At 75.5% G+C, this 20254-nt stretch carries 18 protein-coding genes; 5 read left to right on the top strand and 13 right to left on the bottom strand.

The features are described 5' to 3' along the window. Positions 1-54: 54 nt before the first annotated feature. The 3 genes from AA75_RS30155 to AA75_RS30145 form a co-directional block, all read right to left on the bottom strand. Complete coding sequence (locus tag AA75_RS30155) at positions 55-513, bottom strand: helix-turn-helix transcriptional regulator (protein ID WP_082526926.1); 459 nt, start codon at positions 511-513, stop codon at positions 55-57. Beyond that, positions 513-884, bottom strand: a complete 372-nt coding sequence (locus AA75_RS30150; protein WP_033823467.1) for a hypothetical protein — start codon at positions 882-884, stop codon at positions 513-515. Before AA75_RS30150 ends, AA75_RS30155 begins: the two co-directional genes overlap by 1 nt. A gap of 264 nt (positions 885-1148) precedes the next feature. After that, positions 1149-1847, bottom strand: coding sequence for a DUF2306 domain-containing protein (locus tag AA75_RS30145; protein WP_051813743.1), 699 nt, complete (start codon positions 1845-1847; stop codon positions 1149-1151). Between the two features lie 330 nt (positions 1848-2177). On the opposite strand from AA75_RS30145, the gene AA75_RS46150 reads away from it, so the two are divergent. Further along, positions 2178-3401 (top strand): sensor histidine kinase, encoded by a 1224-nt coding sequence (locus AA75_RS46150; protein ID WP_033823466.1) that lies wholly within the window; start codon positions 2178-2180, stop codon positions 3399-3401. After that, positions 3398-4078 (top strand): response regulator transcription factor, encoded by a 681-nt coding sequence (locus tag AA75_RS30135; protein ID WP_033823465.1) that lies wholly within the window; start codon positions 3398-3400, stop codon positions 4076-4078. Before AA75_RS46150 ends, AA75_RS30135 begins: the two co-directional genes overlap by 4 nt. A gap of 7 nt (positions 4079-4085) precedes the next feature. Here the strand turns inward: AA75_RS30135 and AA75_RS30130 are convergent, their stop codons facing one another. The 8 genes from AA75_RS30130 to AA75_RS30095 all read right to left on the bottom strand — a co-directional run bounded on the left by AA75_RS30130 (position 4086) and on the right by AA75_RS30095 (position 15621). After that, positions 4086-5312, bottom strand: a complete 1227-nt coding sequence (locus AA75_RS30130) for a cation:proton antiporter (RefSeq protein WP_033823464.1) — start codon at positions 5310-5312, stop codon at positions 4086-4088. A gap of 141 nt (positions 5313-5453) precedes the next feature. Beyond that, entirely contained in the window at positions 5454-7070 is a 1617-nt protein-coding gene (locus AA75_RS30125; RefSeq protein ID WP_082526930.1) for a SpoIIE family protein phosphatase, read from the bottom strand. A gap of 277 nt (positions 7071-7347) precedes the next feature. Then, entirely contained in the window at positions 7348-8019 is a 672-nt protein-coding gene (locus AA75_RS30120; RefSeq protein WP_033823463.1) for an enoyl-CoA hydratase-related protein, read from the bottom strand. A gap of 228 nt (positions 8020-8247) precedes the next feature. Continuing rightward, positions 8248-10365: an elongation factor G gene (gene fusA / locus AA75_RS30115; protein WP_082526925.1), complete on the bottom strand. Its 2118-nt coding sequence runs from the start codon at positions 10363-10365 to the stop codon at positions 8248-8250. Positions 10366-10847: 482 nt separating this feature from the next. Then, the gene (locus tag AA75_RS30110) at positions 10848-12038 is read right to left on the bottom strand and encodes an NAD(P)/FAD-dependent oxidoreductase (protein WP_033823462.1); all 1191 of its coding nucleotides are present in this window, start codon (positions 12036-12038) and stop codon (positions 10848-10850) included. 120 nt (positions 12039-12158) lie between these two features. Next, positions 12159-13781, bottom strand: a complete 1623-nt coding sequence (locus AA75_RS30105) for an NAD(P)/FAD-dependent oxidoreductase (RefSeq protein WP_033823461.1) — start codon at positions 13779-13781, stop codon at positions 12159-12161. Positions 13782-13870: 89 nt separating this feature from the next. After that, positions 13871-14212, bottom strand: coding sequence for a hypothetical protein (locus tag AA75_RS30100; RefSeq protein WP_033823460.1), 342 nt, complete (start codon positions 14210-14212; stop codon positions 13871-13873). A 101-nt stretch (positions 14213-14313) separates the two neighbouring features. Next, positions 14314-15621, bottom strand: a complete 1308-nt coding sequence (locus tag AA75_RS30095) for a diacylglycerol kinase family protein (RefSeq protein WP_033823459.1) — start codon at positions 15619-15621, stop codon at positions 14314-14316. 295 nt (positions 15622-15916) lie between these two features. Here AA75_RS30095 and AA75_RS30090 point away from each other — a divergent pair, with 295 nt between their 5' ends. After that, the gene (locus AA75_RS30090; RefSeq protein ID WP_199520443.1) at positions 15917-16924 is read left to right on the top strand and encodes an NADP-dependent oxidoreductase; all 1008 of its coding nucleotides are present in this window, start codon (positions 15917-15919) and stop codon (positions 16922-16924) included. Positions 16925-16979: 55 nt separating this feature from the next. On the opposite strand, the gene AA75_RS30085 is transcribed toward AA75_RS30090, so the two are convergent. Both AA75_RS30085 and AA75_RS30080 read right to left on the bottom strand, forming a co-directional pair. Then, positions 16980-17738 (bottom strand): Mut7-C RNAse domain-containing protein, encoded by a 759-nt coding sequence (locus AA75_RS30085; protein ID WP_033823458.1) that lies wholly within the window; start codon positions 17736-17738, stop codon positions 16980-16982. Positions 17739-17810: 72 nt separating this feature from the next. Continuing rightward, positions 17811-18215: a PPOX class F420-dependent oxidoreductase gene (locus AA75_RS30080; protein ID WP_033823457.1), complete on the bottom strand. Its 405-nt coding sequence runs from the start codon at positions 18213-18215 to the stop codon at positions 17811-17813. A 68-nt stretch (positions 18216-18283) separates the two neighbouring features. Between AA75_RS30080 and AA75_RS30075 the strand changes: the two genes are divergently transcribed. Beyond that, positions 18284-18994, top strand: coding sequence for a TetR/AcrR family transcriptional regulator (locus AA75_RS30075; RefSeq protein WP_033823456.1), 711 nt, complete (start codon positions 18284-18286; stop codon positions 18992-18994). After that, on the top strand, positions 18991-20254 hold a 1264-nt coding region (locus tag AA75_RS30070; protein ID WP_063794463.1), incomplete at its 3' end, for an MFS transporter. The genes AA75_RS30075 and AA75_RS30070, both read left to right, overlap by 4 nt.

Below are 20254 nucleotides of genomic sequence, written 5' to 3'. Positions count from 1 at the left end.
GGGACGGACCTGCTGCTGCGGCTCGGCTCGGAGCGGGTGCGGCCTCGGCGCGGCTCAGCGTGGGAAGTGCGCCGCGCCGTGCAGGTCGGCATCGGAGCCGGCGTCCGGGTCCAGGAGCGCCTCCGGGTCCGCCGGGGGATCCGGGATGTTCCGGGGGAGCGGCAGCGGGAGGTCGTCGGCCGGGTCGTCCGCGCGGCGGAGCTGCTCGAGGACGGCCTCCCGGTCGGTCAGCAGCACGGTCAGGATCCGGCGCGCCGATCTGAGCAGGTCGGAGACGTCGGCGCCGGCCAGCGCGTAGAGCACGTTGCCCGACTCGCGGGTGGAGACCACGATGCCCGAGCGTTTGAGCACCGCGAGCTGCTGGGACAGGCTGGACGGCTCGATGCCGATGTCGGCCAGCAGGTCGCGCACCGGCAGCGGACCGCCCTGGAGCAGTTCGAGCACCCGGATCCGTACGGGGTGGCCGAGCATCCGGAAGAACTCGGCCTTCACCTGGTAGAGCGGAAGGTGCATCAGAGCTCCAGCTCGTTCTCCACCTGCTCCAGCCGGCGCCTGGCCATCGCCAGGTTGGCGCGCTTGCGGTCCAGTGCGAGGTACAGGAACAGTCCCTTTCCGGTGCGCGAGGTCAGCGGCCGGATGACGTGGTACTGGCTGGTGAGGGTGACCAGGATGTCCTCGATGGCGCCGGTCAGACCCAGCATCTCCATCGTGCGCATCTTCGCCCGGACCAGGTCCGTGTTGCCCGCGGCGGCGACCGAGAGGTCCAGCTCCGGCCCGCCGCCGAGGGTGCCCAGGGCCATCCCGCTGCCGTAGTCGACGAGGGCGACGCCGAGCGCGCCCTCGATCATCATTGCTTCCTTCAATGCGACATCAGTGGTTGCCATGAATGCGACGTTAGGCATCTCCGGGTAGCTGCGACTCGGGAATTGAAGAATTCTGCAACTGCACTGTCCGGGTGCGGTAGATTACGCCCTCCGTCATCGTCCGCGACGAAGTCGTCACGTTAGGTGACTGATCGGAGGAGGGTGCCGGGGTGGATCGATGCCCGGTCCACCAGGGCTTCCGTGGGCGGTGGTTGACGGTTTGTGAGGTCCCGGGCCGAGGGTGGCGTGACCGTGTGTGACGTGTGCCTGGCAGGGGTGGCGGCTTCAGCTGTCGGCGCCGGGCGACCGTGGACGGCGGGAGCGGGCCGGCCGGTGCTCCCGGCCCCCGGCGAGAACCCGCTCCGCCACCGCCAGGTCGAGCAGGAGGGCACCCCAGGCGCCGCTCACGTAGGCCTGGTCGAACGGCACCCCCGCCGAGCCCAGCACCATCAGCCACAGCCGGAAGGTGACGCCCGTGAAGATCAGGGCGTAGGACCTGACCATCCAGCGGCGGTGCCGCTCCACCGCACCCTGGCGGATCGTCACCAGGGCCGCCGCCGAGGTCGCCAGCAGCAGGACGGCCAGGACCGTGAAGCCCAGTGGGGCCGCCGGGGCGAACAGCCCGTGCGGTGCCAGCAGCAGGCCGCCGACGCCGGTCGCCGCCACCGCGGTCAGGTACAGCCGGCCCACCCATCGGTGGACGGCCGGCCGGCGGGCCCGCAACCGCGGCGGGAACTGCCACGGGCCGAGCACCAGGGCCACGATGCCGCCCGCCACGTGCAGGACCAGCGGCGTCAGATGGGCCAGATAGGTGGCGCGTTGCTCCTGGAGGAAGGTGTCCGGGTCCAGGGTGAGGTAGCGGGCGGAGATCAGGGCGATGCCGGTCGCCAGGACGGTGACGGTGCCCCAGCCGACCCGCCGCCGCAGCGTCGTCGTGGGTGCCGTCGGTGCCGTCGTCGGTGTTGTCGTCGGTGTCGTGGTCATCGGTGGCCGGTCCTGACGGTGGGCCCGCAGGGGGCGGAGGCGGGAGTGCGGAGTTCCATGCCGAGCACGCTAGGAAGCGGACCGCCGGCCACGCGTCCCCTCCGGGGGGGTCGGCGGGGCCACCCCACCGGGAGGACGTCCGGGGGCTACCCCAGCGGGGGTACACCGGGCGTACCCCCGAGGGGCGATGCGCGCACCCGGGCCCGCTCGCTACCCTCCAGGGAGCCGCCGCCGCCCGGGGTGCGCGGTGACCGTCGGAGGGAGGCCGGTCCGGTGCCGGACGCCAGTACGCTCCCGCGCCGACAGCCGTCCCGAGCCGTGTCCCGAGCCGTGTCGCGAGCCCCCGCCGAGCCCGCCGCCGGTCCCGCGACCGAGGCCGCGTCCCGGCCGGCCCGGCCGTCGCGGCGCGCGCTGCTCCTCGACGGACTGCTTGCGCTCGGCTTCCTCGCCGCGATGCTGCTCGAACGGGCCCGTGCGGCAGGCGAGATCGGTGAGCGGATGCCGGCCGCGGTCGTGCTCGGAGTGGTGGTCGCGGCGGCGCTGGCCGTGCGCCGTCTCGCACCGCTCAGCGGGTACCTCGTGGGCACCGCCGCCCTGTCGGCGGAGGCGCTGTTCGTCCAGCCCGGCGTGGTGTCCCCGTACGCCAACCTGGTCGGGCTGCACGCCCTCGGCCTCTACGCGACCCGGTGGCGGGCCCGGTGGGGGCCGCCGGTCGTGGTGGTCGGCATGGCCGCCTACTTCTCCGGCCTCGCCCACACCTACCCGGTCATCCCGGTCGGCGTGCTCGGGCTCTGGCTGGCGGCCTGGGCCCTCGGCTACGGCACCGCCCGCCGGCAGGAGGAGCGGGAGGGCGAGCGCCGGGCCGCCCGCGAGCGCGCCCTCGCCGAGGAACGCGCCCGGGTCGCCCGCGACGTCCACGACCTGCTGGGCCACACCCTCAACCTGATGCTGGTCCAGGCCGGCGCCGCCCGGCGGCTGCTCGACCGCGACCCGGACCACACCCGTGAGCTGCTGCACGGTCTGGAGGACACCGGCCGCGAGGCGCTCGGTGAACTCGACCGGGTCCTGGGCCTGTTGCGCCACACCCGACCGGCCGACCCGCACCCCGGCGGCCCGACCCCGGGTCACCCGCACCCCGGCGGCCCCGCCCCCGGCCACCCGGCCCCCGCCGGGGCCGAGCCCGGACTCGCCGACCTGCCCCGGCTGCTCGCCCGGATGGAACAGGCCGGGATCCGGGTCACCACCCGCCTCGACCGGGCCGCGCTGCACGTACCGAGCGCGGTCGACCGCTGTGCGTACCGGATCGTCCAAGAGGCCCTGACCAATACCGTCAAGCACGCCCGGGCCACGGCCGCCGAGGTCACGGTCGGCCGGGACGGACGTGGGCTGTCCATCCTGGTCAGCGACGACGGGCGGGGCGCCGCCGCCGGGTACGCACCCGGCCGGGGGCTGCTCGGCATCGCCGAACGCGTCGCGCCGCTGGCCGGCCGGGTGGAGCACGGCGCGGGCGATCGGGGCGGCTTCCGACTGCACGTGGTGCTCCCGCTGCCATGACGATCCGGGTGGTGCTCGCCGACGACGACGCGCTGCTGCGCGCCGGTCTCGCCCTGGTGCTCTCCACGGCCGACGGCAGCGGGATCGAGGTGATCGGGCAGGCCGCGGACGGCCTGGAGGCCGTCGCGCTGTGCCGCGGGCTGACGCCCGACGTGGTCCTGATGGACGTCCGGATGCCCGGCGTCGACGGGGTCGAGGCGACCCGGCGGATCGTCGCCTCCCACCTGCCCACCCGGGTCCTGGTGCTGACCACCTTCCACCACGACGAGTACGTGTGGGGGGCGCTGCGCGCCGGGGCCGCCGGGTTCCTGCTCAAGCGGGCCTCGCCGGAGCGACTGATCGACGCCGTGCGGGCGGTGGCCGGCGGGGACGCGGTGCTGGACCCGGCCGTCACCCGTGACCTGCTGGGCCACCTGGTCGCCCGGCAGCCGCCCCGGGCCGCCGCGCCGCCCGACGGGAGGCTGGCCCGGCTCACCGACCGCGAGCGCGAGGTGCTCCGGCTCGCTGCCGAGGGCCGGCCCAACGCGGACATCGCGGCGGAGCTGCTGCTGGCCGAGTCCACCGTCAAGACGCACGTCAAGCGGATCCTTGCCAAGCTGGACGTCCGCGACCGCTCCCAGGCGGTCGCCCTCGCCTACCGCGGCGGCCTGATGGCATCCCCGCCGCACGACATCTGATGAGACATCAGTTTGCGTCGGCGCCGGTCGCCCGCCGGCGGGCCCGCGCGTAGTGCTCGGCCAGCGGACCGTACGTCAGCCCGTGGAGCACCAGGCTCATCAGGACGGTCATCGTCATCACCTGGCCGATCAGGTCGGCCGCGTGCGGGTCGGCCGGGGCGAGCGAGATGAAGGCGAGCAGGCCGAAGACGATGGACGCCAGGCCGCGCGGCCCAAGCCAGGCCAGCAGCAGCCGGTCGGCCCGGTCCAGGCCGCTGCCCACCAGGCAGATCAGCACCGGGACGATCCGCACCACCGTCAGCGACAGCGCCGCGTAGGCGACCACCCGGGGGTCGAAGTCGCCCGCGAACGCCTGCGTGACGACCTTGCCGAAGACGAACCACAGCGCCAGTGAGAGCAGCGTCCCGGTGTCCTCGAGCAGGTGCAGGGCGGGCGCGGGCAGCGCCCGGGACGCCGGGGTGAACAGCAGCCCGGCCACGAACGCCGCCACGAACCCGTTGCCGTCCAGCACGATCGCCAGGGCGTACGCCATCAGCGGCAGCGCGAGGATCCCGAGCCGGACGGCGGCGGGCCTGGTCCACCCCGCCAGCCAGGCGCGTCGCAGCAGCACCCCGCCCGGCTTGCCGACCACGGCCCCGGCGACCACCGCCCACAGCAGCGCGGCGACCGCGTCCCCGAGCGAGGAGGCGTCGGGTGCCAGGCTCTCCCCGTGCGCCTCGGTCCCGGCGAGGCAGAGCAGGAAGACCGGTGCGAGCAGGCCGTCGTTGAGTCCGCTCTCGACCGTCAGCACCCCGCGCAGCCAGGACGGCAGCCGGGTGTCGCCGATCAGTTCGGCGGCCGGGGCGAGGTCGACCGGCACGGTCACCGCGGCGAACAGCGCCACCAGCCACCAGTGGCCCGCGGGGAACAGCAGACCGCCCGTCAGCACCCCGGCGGCGAAGGTCAGCGGCAGTGCCAGCAGCAGCAGCCGGACCAGCAGCCGGCGCTGCGCGTGCACCACCCCGGGCGGTACGTGGGTGGCGTCCGTGAACAGCAGCACGGCGAGGATGATCTCCACGGCGCGTTCGGCGTCCGAGGTGGTCAGCCCGATCTGTACCAGCGGGTGCGGACCGACCGTCAGCACCACGCCCGCGGCCGTCATGGCGACCGGTGCGGTGATGCTCCACCGGGCCAGCCGGCCGGCCACCAGGGCCCAGGCGAACAGCGTCCCCATGCTGATGACCAGCGCGATCACGCGCGCACCTGTCTTCCCCCGGTGCGTGACCGGACGGTGTCCGAGTGCTCACGATGGTAGGCGGCGCCGGCCCCCGGCAGCGTGCAGGCGCGGCCAGTGTCCGGGAGCGCCGCCCGTACCCGGCGCCCGCGCCCCGCCGCCTCATGCCCCGGCGCCGCCGCCGGGCCGCAGGCCGAAGGTGAACCAGGTGGTCTTCCCCTCGTCCGTAGGCCGGACCCCCCAGTCGTCGGCGAGCGAGTCGACCAGCAGCAGCCCGCGGCCCGACTCCTCGTCGTCGGCGGCCATCCGGGGCTGCGGCAGGGTCGGGCAGTCGTCGACCACCTCGACCGTGACCTCCCGGGTGGTCCGGCGGATCTGCAGCCGGACCGGTCCCCGGCCGTGCCGGACGGCGTTGGTGAGCACTTCGGAGACCAGCAGCCGAGCGTTGTCGACCAGGTCGTCGAGCCCCCAGGAGAGCAGCGCCTTGGTGAGGAACGCCCGGCCCTCGGGCACCGTGGCCGCGCTGGCCGGGTAGTCGCACGCGTCGCTGGCCAGCGGGGCGGCCGGGAGCCGGGCGAGCAGCAGGGTGACGTCGTCGTTCCCGCCGCTGTCGGGCAGCAGTTCCGCCAGCACCAGGTCGGCGGCCTCCTCCAGACCGGAGGCCCGGGAGAACGCGTCGTCCAGCGTTCCGACCAGGAAGGCCAGCCGTTCCTCGATGTCGCTGACCGGGGTCTCGATCAGCCCGTCGGTGTAGAGCACCAGGGTCGCGCCGGGCGGGACCGCGATCGAGGTCTGCCGGTGCAGCACGTCACCGACCCCGAGCGGGACGCTCACCGGGGCCGCCAGCGCCCGGACGTCCTGGCCGGGCACGGCGAGCAGGGCGGGCAGGTGTCCGGCCGAGCAGATGGTGACCTCGCCGACGTCCGGTGCGATGACCAGGTAGCAGCAGGTGACCAGCTGGTCGGGGCCGGCCAGGTCGGCCACCACCGCCTCCAGCGCCCGCATCAGCTCGCGCGGCTGCATGCCGGTCTTGGCCAGGGCGTGTGCCGCCGAGCGGATCTGACCCATGATCGCGGCCGCCTCCAGGCCGCGCCCCATCACGTCGCCCACCAGCACGCCGACCCGGCCGGCCCCCAGCGGCACCAGGTCGAACCAGTCCCCGCCGACGCCGAGCCCCTGGGTGGCGGGCAGGTAGCGGCTGGCCGTCGCCAGCCCCGGCACGGCCGGCGGGGTGCCCATCAGGCTGCGCTGCAGGGTGAGGGCGGCGTGCCGCTGCTGTTCGTACAGGGTGGTCAGCTCGGCCTCGGCGGCCTTGCGTTCGCTGACGTCCCGGACGGCCGCGGAGATCAGCAGGCCGTCGGCGGTCTCCAGCGGGCTGAGGCTGATCTCGACCGGGAACTCGGTGCCGTCGCGGCGCACGCCGTGCAGTTCCAGCCCGGCCCCCATCGGCCGGACCTGGCGGTTGGCGGTGTAGCCGGCCCGGTGCGCCGCGTGGCCGGTCCGGAACCTCCCGGGCACCAGCACCTCGACCGGCCGGCCGAGCAACTCCGCACGGGCGTAACCGAACAGCGCCTCGGTCTGGGCGTTGACCAGCCGGATGATGCCGCCGTCGTCCACGATCACCATGGCGTCCGGCGCCGCCTCCAGCAGCCCCCGGAAGCGCTCCTCGGCACCGCCCGGGCGCGGCCCCGGACCGTCGGCCGCACCGCAGCGCGGGCAGGGAGCTCCGAGCGGCGCGGCCGGAGTCCCGGGCCGTGCGTGTCCGTCGATTACAGCCATGTCCACCCCTGATTCGGGTCGCCGTTCGAGACGATCGAAGGGGATATTCGAGCGCGTGGGCCCGGGACGGGTCGGCCGATGTCGGCAATCGGCCGGATTTGGCCGGAACCGATCCGTTGGCCGTGCCGCCGTGACACCCGCGGGGCGGGAAGTGGACTCCCCGCTGCCGGATCGCGGATCACCGGATCACCGGATCACCGGATCACCGGTGCGGTCGTTCGCCGGAGTGCCGGCCCGCGTGGCCGGAGCGGTTCGGGCGCGGGCCGGCGGAAGGGGGTCAGCCGAGCGGGATGTCCTTCTCGCGCAGCGCCTCCAGGACGCCGGCGTACATCCGGGCCTTGATGGTGCCGAGCGTCGGGCCCGCCTTGGCGGCGTGCCCGGCGGCGAGGGCGACGGCCGTCGAGCGCACCGCGTCCTCGTCCGCGGTGCGGTCGACCACCGCGGCGGCGAGGGCGTCGTGACCGCCGTAGCGGCGGGCCGTGGTCATCGCCTCGTGGGCGGTCTGCGGGGCGAGCCGGGCCTGGATCAGCGCCGACATGCCGGCCGTGAACGGGATGTTGATCTCGGCCTCCGGCAGGCACCAGAAGCCGCGGTCGCCGCGCATCACCCGGAAGTCGTGGGCCAGCGAGAGCATCGCGCCCGCGGCGAAGGTGTGCCCCTGCAGCGCCGCCACCGTGACCACCGGCAGCGTCAGCAGCCGCGCGAGCAGTTCCTGGACCGAGGTGACGTACTCGGCGGCCCGGTCGGTGTGGGCGAACAGCCAGTCCAGGTCGAGGCCGTTGGAGAAGAACTTGCCGCTCGCCGCGGTCACCAGCGCGCGCGGGCCCTCGGCCTGCTCCACCTCGTCCAGCAGCCCGTTGACGGCGGCGATCCAGTCGGGGTGGAAGCGGTTCTCGGTGTCGCCGATGTCGAGGACGAAGACGCTGTCCTGGCGGTCGAGGGTGGGCATCGTTGCTCCTTCACGGGGTCGGGCGCAGGAGACCGCCGGGAGCGGCGCGGGCACGCACGTTACCGGCGAGTAACTAGGTGGCTCGCATCGTACCCGCGGGCGGCCGACCTGTCTGCCACCCGCGGGTACCCGCACAGCGCCCGCCCCGACCGGCGGCGCCGGGCCCCGCCCGTGAACGGGATCCCAGGAACGGCATCCCGGGAACGGCGGGGGGCCCGGCGCCCGGCCTCAGCCGGCCGGCCCGGCCGGCGCCGGGGCGTAACCGGCGGCCCGGGTGGTGAAACTGCCGCGGCCCTGGGTGCGGCTGCGCAGCCGGGTCGCGTAGCCGAACAGCTCGGCCAGCGGCACGACCGCGGTGACCTGCGCCGAACCGCCCCGCGCGGCCGAGCCGGTGACCCGGCCGCGGCGCGCCGCCAGATCACCGAGCACCCCGCCCACCGCCTCCGGCGGCACCGTCGCGGTGACCTCCACCACCGGCTCCAGCAGCGTCATCGCACAGGCCCGCAGCGCCGCCCGCAGGCCCTGGCGCCCCGCCGTCCGGAACGCCTGCTCCGAGGAGTCCTTGACGTGGGTGGCGCCGTCGGTCAGCGTCACCCGCAGCCCGGTGACCGGATGGCCGGCGAGCGGGCCCTCGGCCAGGGCGTCCCGGCAGCCCGACTCCACGGCCTGCACCCACTCCCGCGGCACCCGGCCGCCGGTGACCGCCGACCGGAACTCGAACAGCGCCGAACCGCCCTCGCCGTCGGCCGCCGCCAACGGCTCCACGTCGAGCACGATGTGGGCGAACTGGCCCGCGCCGCCGTCCTGCTTGACGTGCCGGTGGACCAGACCGGACACCCCGCGGGACACCGTCTCCCGGTAGGCCACCTGCGGCCGCCCGACGGCCACCTCCAGCCCGTGGAGCAGACGGATCTTCTCCACCGCGACCTCCAGGTGCAGCTCGCCCATCCCGGACAGCACGGTCTGCCCGGACTCGGCGTCGGTGTGCACCGTCAGCGACGGGTCCTCCTCCACCAGCCGGGCCAGCGCCGACGCCAGCCGGCCGGTGTCGGTACCCCGGCGGGCCTCCACCGCGACCGAGACCACCGGCTCGGCCGCCGTGGGCGGCTCGAGCACCAGCGGCGCCGACGGCGCGCACAGGGTCGCCCCGGCGCGGGCCGACTTCAGCCCGATCACCGCCACGATGTCCCCGGCCACCGCCCGCTCCAACTCCTCGTGCCGGTCCGCCTGCACCCGCAGGATCCGACCGATCCGCTCGCTGCGCCCCGCGCCCGCGTCCAGCACCGTGTCCCCCTTCCCGATCGTGCCCGAGTACACCCGCAGATAGGTCAGCCGGCCCGTGCCGGTGGCGTTCACCTTGAACACCAGCCCCGCGAACGGCGCCGCCGGATCGGCGGCCCGCTCCTGCACCGGACCGTCCGGCCGGCCGTCGAGGGTGCCGCGCACCGCCGGGACGTCCGGCGGCGCCGGCAGGTAGGCCACCACGGCCTCCAGCAACGGCTCGATCCCGCGGTTGCGGTACGCCGAACCGCACAGCACCACGACGCCCTCGCCGGTGCGGGTCAGCTCGCGCAGCGCCGCGGCCAGGGTGGCGTCGGACAGCGCGGAGGTCGCACAGAACTCCTCCAGCGCCGCCGGGTGGAGCTCGGCCACCGACTCCTCCAGCAGCCGGCGCCGCCGCCCGGCCTCGGCCCGCAGATCCGGCGGCACCTCGCCGGCCCGGTACCGGCCCGGCCCGTCCGGCCAGTGCAGCGCCCGCATCCGGACCATGTCGACGACGCCGGTGAAACCGCCCTCGCGGCCGATCGGCAGCTGGACCACCAGCGGGCGCGGGTGCAGCCGTGCCCGGATCGAGGCGACCGCGGTGTCGAGGTCGGCGCCGGCCCGGTCGAGCTTGTTGACGAAGGCGATCCGCGGCACCCCGTGCCGGTCGGCCTGCCGCCACACCGACTCGCTCTGCGGCTCCACACCCGCGACGGCGTCGAACACCGCGACCGCCCCGTCCAGCACCCGCAGCGAGCGCTCCACCTCGTCGGCGAAGTCGACGTGTCCGGGGGTGTCGATCAGGTTGATGCGGTGACCGTCCCAGGCGCAGCTGACCGCCGCCGCGAAGATGGTGATGCCGCGGTCGCGCTCCTGCGGGTCGAAGTCGGTGACGGTGGTGCCCTGGTGGACCTCGCCCTGCTTGTGGGTGGCGCCGGTCAGGTACAGGATCCGCTCGGTGACGGTGGTCTTGCCGGCGTCCACGTGGGCGAGGATGCCCAGGTTGCGGACCTGGGTGGGGAGGGTGCCGAAGGCGGCGGCGGGGGTGGCGGGGGTGGTCGTGCTGGGAAGCGCGGTGCGCATGGCCGGTGGCCTTTCAGGGTGATCCTGTTGGGGGCGGCGCGATTTCCCGGACGAACGGTGGCGGCGACGGGCGCGTGCACGGTGCAAGGTGCACGGTGTACTGCGCGGCAGACGGCGGCGCAGTGGCGGCACGGCGGACGCCTCGCGGCACTGGACCGACGGGGTCTCAGACCTTCGTCACGGACAGCCGGTACCCGCCGCGCAGCGGGCACCGGGCGGACGAGGACACCAGGATCACCTCGTACCGGGACCGGGGGAGGACGACGGCGACGCGCGGACGCATGGCCACTCTCCCCTCGACTCGGCACGGAACCCGCCGGGTCGTTCCCCGTGGCGGGTGGTTCGTCGCCGAGTGTAGGGAGACCGGGCGCCGCGGGGCACCCGGTTTCTTTTTTCCCGCCACCCGGCGACGGGGCCGCCCGCCACCCGGCGACGGGGCCGCCCGGCGTCCAGGGGAGCGGAGCCGATCGGCCGGTGGTGCGTCAGCTGCCGGTCGGCAGCGGGGTGTTCCAGTCGAGCAGCCGGAGCAGTTCCTCGTCCACCGCCGTGGTGCCGGTCGGCCGGTCGGCGGCCACCACCGGGGTGCGGGGACCGGTGCCGCCTGCGGTCAGCCTGGCGCTGACCGCGGCGTTCAGCTCCGTCCTGGGCCGGCGCAACCGTTCGTAGTGCTCCAGCGCCGCGGTGCCGGGGCCGCCCTCGCGCAGGGCCTTGGCCAGCACCACGGCGTCCTCCAACGCCATCGACGCGCCCTGCCCGGTGGCGGGGGAGGCGGCGTGCGCGGCGTCCCCGATCAGCACGGTGCGCTCGCCGCGCCAGCGGGTGCCGGGGCCCAGGTGCAGCGCGTTGGTGACCATCAGCCGGTCGGCCGTCGCCGCGACGATCTCCGCCGCCGCCGTACGGTCCGGCCGCAGCAGCGGCAGCAGCCGCTCCCGCCACCCGTCGGCGCCGGTACCCGCCAGTTCCTCGGCGTCCGCCGGCGGTCCGGGGACCCGGGCGAACCAGAAGGTCTCCCCGGCGGGCGACAGCGCGTAGCCGAACGCGGCGCCGCTGCCGCGGATCATGGTGATCCGCTCCGACCGGGCCTGCGACGGCGGGACGGCCTCGCCGGTGTAGCCGGTGGTGTAACCGTAGAAGACCTGCTGACCCGCGTAGTCGGGCCGCGGCGCGGCGGCGTCCAACTGGCCGCGGACCGCCGAGTGCAGCCCGTCCGCCCCGACCAGCAGGTCGGCGCGGGCCGAACTCCCGTCCGCGAAGGCCGCGGTGACACCGTCCCGGTCCTCGGTGACGGTCACCAGCCGGGCCGAGTGCCGGATCGGGACGCCCCGGCGCAGGACCTCCTGGCGCAGCGTCGCGGCGAGGGCCGCCCGGCGCAGGCACCGGTAGCGGGTCAGCGGGTGCCCGCTCTCGCCGAGCGGCATCGCGGCGAGCTCCTCGCCGGAGCCGTCGAGGACGTCCATCGTCGTGAGCGGGAAGCCGAGTTCGGCCACCGCGGCGGCCGCGTCGAGCTGGGCGAGCGCGCGCATGCCGTTGCTCGCCAGGGTGAGGAAGGCGCCGATGTCCGCCCCGGTGTCGGGGTGCGCCTCGTACACCTCCACCTCGAAGCCGGCCCGGTGCAGGCCCAGCGCGGCCGCCGCACCGGCGATCCCCCCACCGATGACCGTGATCTTCGCCAACTCGGCCCCCTCGCCGTCCGGTTCGTCCGCGTCCCAGTACGTCCGGGTCCGACCCTAACGCCAACTGCCCGGCGGCACGGGCGAACCGGGCCCGGCCGGGCCCGGCAGTGCGGCCGCTGCCTACTGCCCGAGTGCGGCCATCGCCGCGTTGTGGCCCGGGATGCCGCTGACCCCGCCGCCCCGGACGGCGCCGGCCCCGCAGAGCAGCACGTTGCGGTGGCGGGTGGCGACACCCCAACGGGCGGCGGGGGAGCCGGGGTCGACGGCTTCGGCGGGCTCGCCGAACGGGAACTGCAGCTCCCGGTGGAAGATGTTGCCGCCCGGCAGGCCGAGTTCGCGCTCCAGGTCCGGCGGTGTCTTCGCCTCGATGCACGGCCGTCCCTGCCCGTCCACGGCCAGGCAGTCGGCGAGCGGCTCGGCGAGGTGGGCCTCCAGCGGTCCGAGCACCGCCCGCAGCGCCGCCTCCCGCAGGGCATCGGCGTCCCCCTGCCCGGGGCGGTCGCCGGTGAACAGCCGGGCCGGCAGCTGCAGACCGAACAGGGTGAGCGTGTGGTAGCCCTGCCCGGCCAGCTCCGGACCGAGGATCGACGGGTCGGTGAGCGAGTGGCAGTAGATCTCCGAGGGTGCGGCGGCCGGCAGTCCGCCCGCGGCGGCCTGCCGGTAGGCGGCCTCCAACTCGCGGTAGGACTCGGCGATGTGGAAGGTCCCGGCGAAGGCCTCCCGCGGGTCCGCCGAGGTGTCGCGCAGCCTGGGCAGGCGCCGCAGCAGCATGTTGACCTTCAGCTGCGCGCCCTCGGGTGCGGGGGCCGCCGCGGGCTCCCCCATCAGGCGGTCCAGGACCGCGGGGGCGGCGCCGCACAGCACCTGGCGGGCGCCGACGGTGTGCTCCCCGTCGCCGGTGCGGAACGTCACCTCGGCGGTGGCGCCGTCCGTCGCCACGGCCGTCACCTCGCAGCCGGTGCGCAGTTCGGCGCCGGCCGCGCGGGCTGCCCCGGCCAGCGCGGTGGTGAAGGCGCCCATACCGCCGACGGGCACGTCCCAGTCGCCGGTGCCGCCGCCGATCACGTGGTACAGGAAGCAGCGGTTCTGCCGCAGCGACGGGTCGTGGGCGTGGGTGAACGTGCCGACCAGGGCATCGGTCAGCACCACCCCGCGCACCAGGTCGTCGGCGAAGTGCCGCTCGACGCTCTCGCCGATCGGACGCTCGAACAGGGCCTCCCAGGCCTCGGGTTCGGCCACCTGCCGGCGCAGCTCGGCGCGGGTCGGCAGCGGCTCGGTGAGCGTCGGGAAGACCCGCTGCGCGATCCGCCCGGTCATCCCGTAGAACTCCTGCCACGCCTCGAACTCCCGGTCGGATCCGGTCAGTTCGCGGAAGGCCCGGGCGGTCCTGGCCCGGTCCGCGACATCCACCAGCAGCCCGGTCGGCCGCCCGTCGCGCACGGTCGGGGTGTACGAGGAGATCCGCCGCCGGCGCACCGCGAAGCTCAGGCCGAGCTCCGCGACGATCTTTGGCGGCAGCAGGCTCACCAGGTACGAGTACTGCGACAGCCGGGCCGGGACACCCTCGAACGCCTCGGTCGACACCGCGGCCCCGCCGGTTCTGCCGAGCCGCTCCAGCAGCAGCACGCTGCGCCCGGCGCGGGCCAGGTAGGCGGCGGCGACCAGACCGTTGTGGCCGCCGCCGACCACCACGACGTCGTACGAGGAGCGGGCCGGGACACCGGCCGGGGTATCGGGCTGCATCCAGCCGTCCTATCAGGACCGCCCCGGGTTGACCAGGGTGCGCGCTGCCGTCCCGGCACCTTCGGCGCACCTTCGAGGTCCCGGCGCGCTCAGTGCACGGGCATCAGCGACCCGTGCGGCACCCGGGTGGCAGCCGGTGCCACCGGCAGGTCGGTGAGCGCCGCGAACACCGCGCAGACCTCGCCCGCCGCGGTCCGCATCTCCTCGCTCTCGCCGGGCCTGACCACCAGGTCGGCCAGGATCAGCAGCGCGGCCCGCAGCGCGCCCACCGGGACCTCCACCGTCCGCAGCGCGGTGAGCGCGTCGGACGCCTGCTCGGCGGCGCTGGTGACCCAGGACTGCTGCGCCAGGTCCGGCGACGAGCCCGGCGCAGGGGTCGGGGCCGAGGCCGGTGCGGCGTGCAGGGCGCGGAGCGGGTTCCTATGGCTCATGACCAGAGCAACGACGCGGACGCCTCCCGGATGCTGCGCGTACGGGTGATCGCTGCGGGTGCGGGTGCGGGAGTGCCCAGGTGGGCGGCCGGGCGCCGGGCTCAGTGGTGCAGGGCGAGGGCGCGCAGCCGGTGCCAGTTGCGCAGCAGGCCGGTCCGCGGGTTCCCGGGCCGGTCCCTGGGCACCCGGACCCGGAGCGCGCCCGGGCGGAGCGTGCAGCGCACCGGCACCGGCAGCATCAGCGACTCGCCGTCGACGGCGACCGGGATCTCCGGGGCGTCGGCGGTGACCACCACCTCGGTCGCGGTCAGCTCGGTGATCCCGGCGGACTGGGCGCCGAGCGCCACCGCGGCGGCCTGCGCCGCGCCCTCGACCCGCAGGCCGAGCACGCCGAGCCGCCCGGTGTCCAGCCTGGGCCGCCGTCCGCCGCCGAGCCGGTCCCGGGTGTCGTACGGGTTGTTGCTGACCAGCAGTGCCTGGGGGTGGGTCAGCCGGACGCCGTCCGCGTCCGCGGTGAGCCGGGCGCCGGCCTGGCCGGCGAGGAGCTCGGGCAGTGCCTCCAGGGCGGTGCCGGCCTTGGCGTCGCGGTAGGCGGGGCTCTGCACGATCTCGGCGTACGCGCCGAAGGAGACCGTGTTGACGAAGGCCCGCCCGGCCACCGTGCCGAGGTCCACGCGCAGCTCCACGCCCTGGAGCAGGGCGTCCAGGCAGCGGCTGGGGTCGGTGCGGTCGAGACCGAGGTCCATCGCGAAGTGGTTGCGGGTCCCGGCGGAGACCACCAGGAACGGCAGGTCGTGCTCGGCGGCGACCTCCGCGACCAGGGCCTGGGTGCCGTCGCCGCCCGCGACCCCGAGCAGGTCGGCGCCGTCGGCGACCGCCTGCCGGGCGATGGCGGCGACGTCCTGGGTCACCGAGGTGTCGAGCAGGACGACCCGGGCGCCCAGCGACTCGGCGCGGGCCACCAGGCCGAAGCGTTCGACCTTGCCGCCGCCCGAGCGCGGGTTCATGATCAGTACGGCCCGGCGGGGTGCCGGGCTTACGTGCGCGAGCAGGTCGGCGACCGGCCGGGTGAGTCGCAGCGCGCGGTCCGCGCAGGTGAGCGCGGCCACCCAGAGCGCCAGCGCGGCCACGGCGGGCGCCCACAGGCCGGTACCGACGAAGAACGCCATCAGCGCCCCGAGCGCCAGCAGCACCAGTACCGCGCCCAGCACCCGGACCAGCCCCCGGTGCGCCAGCGTCCACCAGGCACCGGCGGCCGCCGCCGTCAGCCCGGCCGCCGCCGCCAGTACCAGGCCCGGCCCGCGCAGGACCACCAGCGCCAGCAGCACCAGGACCGCCAGCACCCCGCAGCCCAGCGCGGTCCGCGCCAGCACCCGGGCCCGGCCCGCCGCTTCCTTCGGCCCGCTCATCCTCGGCTCCCTCACTGTCCCCGCCCTTCGTATCGATCACGCCCGAGGGACGGTAGCGCGATGCCCGCCCGTCCGGGCGGGTTCCGGCCCGGCCGAGGCCGTCGCGACCGGTCTCCAGCATCCGCGAACGGGTGGCGCGGGGGCGAGCAGGCGGGGCCGTGTCGGGTGGGACAGCGGACCGGCCACCGGGCGGGCCCCTGGCCAGATGACTAAGCGCTTGCTTAGAATGCAGCGAATCGAACGCCGCCGGACGCCGGCCGAACCGGCCGGCCGGATGTCAGCCCCAGGAGCCGTCATGCCGGGAACCAACCGCCAGATCCGCCTCGCCCGCCGCCCGGTGGGCGCGGTCGTGCCCGAGGACTGGGAGCACGTCACCGAGCCGGCCGCCGCCCCCGGCCCGGGCATGTTCGCCGGGCGGACCCGCTACATCTCGCTGGACCCGGCGATGCGCGGCTGGCTCGACGACCGCCCCTCCTACCTGCCGCCGGTCGGCATCGGCGAGGTGATGCGGGCCGGCTCGGTGATCGAGGTGACCGAGTCCGACCACCCCGGCTACCGGCCCGGCGACTTCGTGGTCGGCACCTTCGGCGTCCAGGAGTACGTGGTCTCCGACGGCAAGGGCACGCTGAAGGTCGACCCGGCGCTCGCCCCGCTCCCGACCTACCTCGGTGCGCTCGGGATGCCCGGCATGACGGCCTACTTCGGGCTGCTGGACGTCGGCGCGCTCAAGGAGGGCGAGACGGTCGTGGTGTCCGGCGCGGCCGGCGCCGTCGGCAGCGTCGCCGGCCAGATCGCCAAGGCCAAGGGCTGCCGGGTGATCGGCATCGCGGGCGGCCCCGACAAGTGCGCCCTGCTGACCGAGGAGCTCGGCTTCGACGCGGCCGTCGACTACCGCGCCGAGGACGTCCGCAAGGCGCTGCGCACCCACGCGCCCGACGGCATCGACGTGTACTTCGACAACGTCGGCGGCGAGATCCTGGACGCCGCGCTGACCCGGCTGGCGATGCACGCCCGGGTGGTGATCTGCGGCGCGATCAGCCAGTACAACAACGAGACGGCCGTGCAGGGCCCGTCCAACTACCTGTCGCTGCTGGTGCGGCGGGCCAGGATGGAGGGCTTCGTGGTGTTCGACTACGCGAAGCGCTACGGGGAGGCCGCCCGCGAGCTGGCCGGCTGGATCGGCGACGGCCGGATCAAGGTGAAGGAACACCTGGTGACGGGCGCCCTGGACGACTTCCCGGCCACCCTGCAGATGCTGTTCCGCGGGGAGAACACCGGGAAACTGGTGCTGGAACTCTCCTGACCCGCGCCCGGCCGGGCCCGCCGCGCTGATCCGCGCGCCGGACCCGGCCGGCTGCTCAGTGCGGGGCGCGGCCGCCGACCGGGCCGAACTCGGCCAGCGCCTCCTCGACGATCGCGTTCAGGCTGGCGTGGTGGGCGCCCCGCCAGTACACCTTCGCGCACTCGCCGCACTGCGCGAAGACGTCGAAGGACCGCTCCGTGCCGTCCTCCAGGTGCTCGTGCACCGCCTCCTTGGACGCGCTGCGCAGCAGCCCGTTGCAGGCCGTGCACCTGGTCCACGGCGCCAGCGGCGGCGCGAACCGCGACAGCACGTCCCGCAGCTGCTCGGCCGGGCGGTGGCTGTGGACGTAGGCGCCGGCCCACAGTTCGCGGCGGCGCAGCAGCCCCCGGTCGCGCGAGAGCATCACCCGCTGCTCGGCGGCGGAACGGGTGGCGAGCGCCGGGTCGCCGATGTCGACGCTCTCGTACGCGGCGTCCACCCCGAGCAGCCGCAGCCGGCGCGCCAGCGTGCCGAGATGGACGTCGAGCAGGAACCGCGCCGGGCCCGGCAGGTGCTGAGGCCTGGTCACGGGGTGGACGGAGATCTCCTCGCCGGGGCCGGGGAGGTGGCCGGCGGGCACCTCCCGGCGCTGCGCCGGGCCCGCGTCCAGGACGAACCGGCCCACCTCGGTGAGCGGTACCCCGAGGGACTCCACCAGGTGGCCGAGCGTCGACGCGCCGTCGGTGCGTACCGCGGCTCGTCCCGCCCGGTGCCGGGGCGCGACGAACACGTGCAGCTCAGGGGCGAATTCGAGCCAGATCTCCGGTTTCTCCACGGGCCCAGCATGCCAGCGCGCCGAGCGGCGCCGCCAGCGCATTCCGGGCGGAGAGGCCGGGCCTTCGGGCCGTCAGTCCGCCAGGGTGATCCGGATGCCGGTGGTGCCGTCCTCGCCGCGCCGCAGCCGGCTGCCCAGCAGGGTCACCACGCCGAGCAGGCCGTACTTCTGGCGCAGCAGGGTGCGGTAGGCGGCCGTGCGCTGCGGGGTGCAGATCTCCGCGGTCGCCGGGTACTGCTCGCCGGTCGGGTTGCCGCGCGCGTCGCACGGGCCGACCAGCACGTCGGCCCGGTTGCGGATCCGCTTGACCTTCCAGGAGCCGGTGACCGTCCAGATCCCGAGTGCGTCGCCGTCCCGGACCACCCAGACCGGGGTGGGCACCGGGGTGCCGTCCTTGCGGAAGGTGGTGACGAGCAGGTAGCTGCCGGTGGCGAGGCGGACCAGGCGTTCCAGGCGGTCGTTCGGGGTGGCGTCCATGGCGCGAAGTCTAGGCCCTGGCCGGCGCGCGTAGACAGTGTCTACGAGGCTCTGCTAGAAACACCGCCATGGAACCCGAGAGCTCCCTGCGCGAACGGCTGATCGACGTCGGCGTCGACCTGGTGACGACCGAGGGCGCCGGCTCGCTCGGCCTGCGCGAGATCGCCCGCCGGGCCGGGGTGTCGCACGGCGCCCCGCGCCGGTACTTCCCCACCCACCAGGCGCTGCTGTCCGCCATCGCCCGCCGCGGCTTCGCCGAACTCGGCGCGCGGTTCGCGGCCGCCCTCGACCGCCCGGCCCCGCCGCGCGCCCGGCTGCGCGCGGCCGGACGGACCTACGTCGGCTACGCGCTCGCCAACCGCGGCATGTTCGAGCTGATGTTCCGTCACGACCTGCTCGCCGGTGACGTGCCCGCCGGTGACCCGCCCGACGGCGGCCAGGGCCGGGTCGCCGGCGCCGACCCGGCCGACGGCCACCGGCCGCTGCGGGAGTCCACCCGGCCGCTGTTCGCACTGCTCACCGCCCTGGTCGCCGACCACCTGGCCGCCACCGGACGGCAACCCGGCCGCCCCGGCGCCCCCGACCCGGCCCTGGCCGCCGCCGCGCTGTGGACCAACCTGCACGGCATCGCCCAACTCTGGACCTGGGGCAGCCTGCAACTGGTCCTCGACACCGCGCCGCCGCCCGGCCGCGCACCCGCGCCGGACGACCCGTCCGCCCTGCTCGACCGGCTGCTCGACGCCGCCCTCGACGCCCACCTCGGCCCGGCGGACGCATGAGCGGCACCGTACGGCCGCAGCTCGCACTGCTGGTCAGCGCCGCCGCAGCGATGATCGTCGCACTCGACGGAACCGTCCTGACGATGGCCCAGCCCAGCCTGCGCAGCGACCTCGGCGCGAGCGTCGCCCAGGTCCAGTGGACCAGCACCGGCTACCTGCTGGCGGTCGCCGCCCTGCTGGTGGTCGCCGGACGCCTCGGCGACCACCACGGCCACGCCCGGCTGCTCACCACCGGCCTGCTCGGCTTCGGCGCGGCCTCGGCCGGGATCGCGCTCGCACCCTCGATCGGCTGGGTGATCGCCCTGCGTACCGTCCAGGGCGTGTTCGGCGCGCTCCTCCAGCCCGCCACGCTCGCCCTGCTGCGGCTCGCCCACCCCGCCGACCGGATCGGCCGGGCGGTCGCCGTCCGGACCAGCGCGATCGGCGTGGCCGCGGCGGCCGGCCCGCTGATCGGGGGCGTCATGGTCGCCCACCTCGGCTGGCGCGCGGTGTTCGTGGCCAACGTCCCGGTCACCCTGGCCGTCGCCGCGCTCACCCTCATCGTCCGGGCGCCCGGGCCGGCGGTCACCGCCGGACCCCGGCGGCGGGCCGGCCTCACCGGCTCCGCCCTGCTCGCCGGCACCCTCGCGCTGCTGGTCCACACCCTGGTCGGGGTCCCCGCACACGGCTGGGGCGCGCCGCAGACCCTGCTCGGCGCGGGCGCCACCCTCGCGGCCGCCGCCCTGCTGGCCCGCTACGAACGCCGCAGCGCACAGCCGGTGGTGCCGCCCGCGGTCGCCCGGTCCGTGCCGGTCACGGCCTCGATGGCGCTCCTGCTGGTCACCGGTGCGGGCCTGTTCGGCGCGCTGTTCACGGCCACCTTCGTCCTGCAACAGGTCCGCGGCCTCGACCCGCTCGCGAGCGCGCTGCGGATGCTGCCGCTGACCGTCCTGATGGTGCTCGGCGCGCCCGTGGCAGGGGCCGCGCTGCGCCGGTTCGGCCCGCGCGGTACGGCCGCCGCCGGATCCGTCCTGGTGGTACTCGGCGTGGCCGGCCTGGCCCGGCTCGGTGCCGACGGCCCGTGGACCGTGGTCGGCGTCGCCTGTGCCCTGCTCGGCGCGGGCTTCGCCACCGTGATGGTCACCGCCACCGGCACCGTGGTCGGCGACGCGCCGCCCGGCTACGCCGGGGTGGTCGGCGGACTGAAGCAGACGGCCATGAACATCGGCCCGACCCTCGGCATCGCCGTTGCCGTCACGGCCACTCCACCGAACCCCGCCA

It is taken from the genome of Kitasatospora sp. MBT63, assembly GCF_000710465.2.
Lineage (GTDB): Bacteria > Actinomycetota > Actinomycetes > Streptomycetales > Streptomycetaceae > Kitasatospora.
Note: the sequence above shows the minus strand (reverse complement) of the source record. Positions and strands in the feature narration are given on the sequence as shown.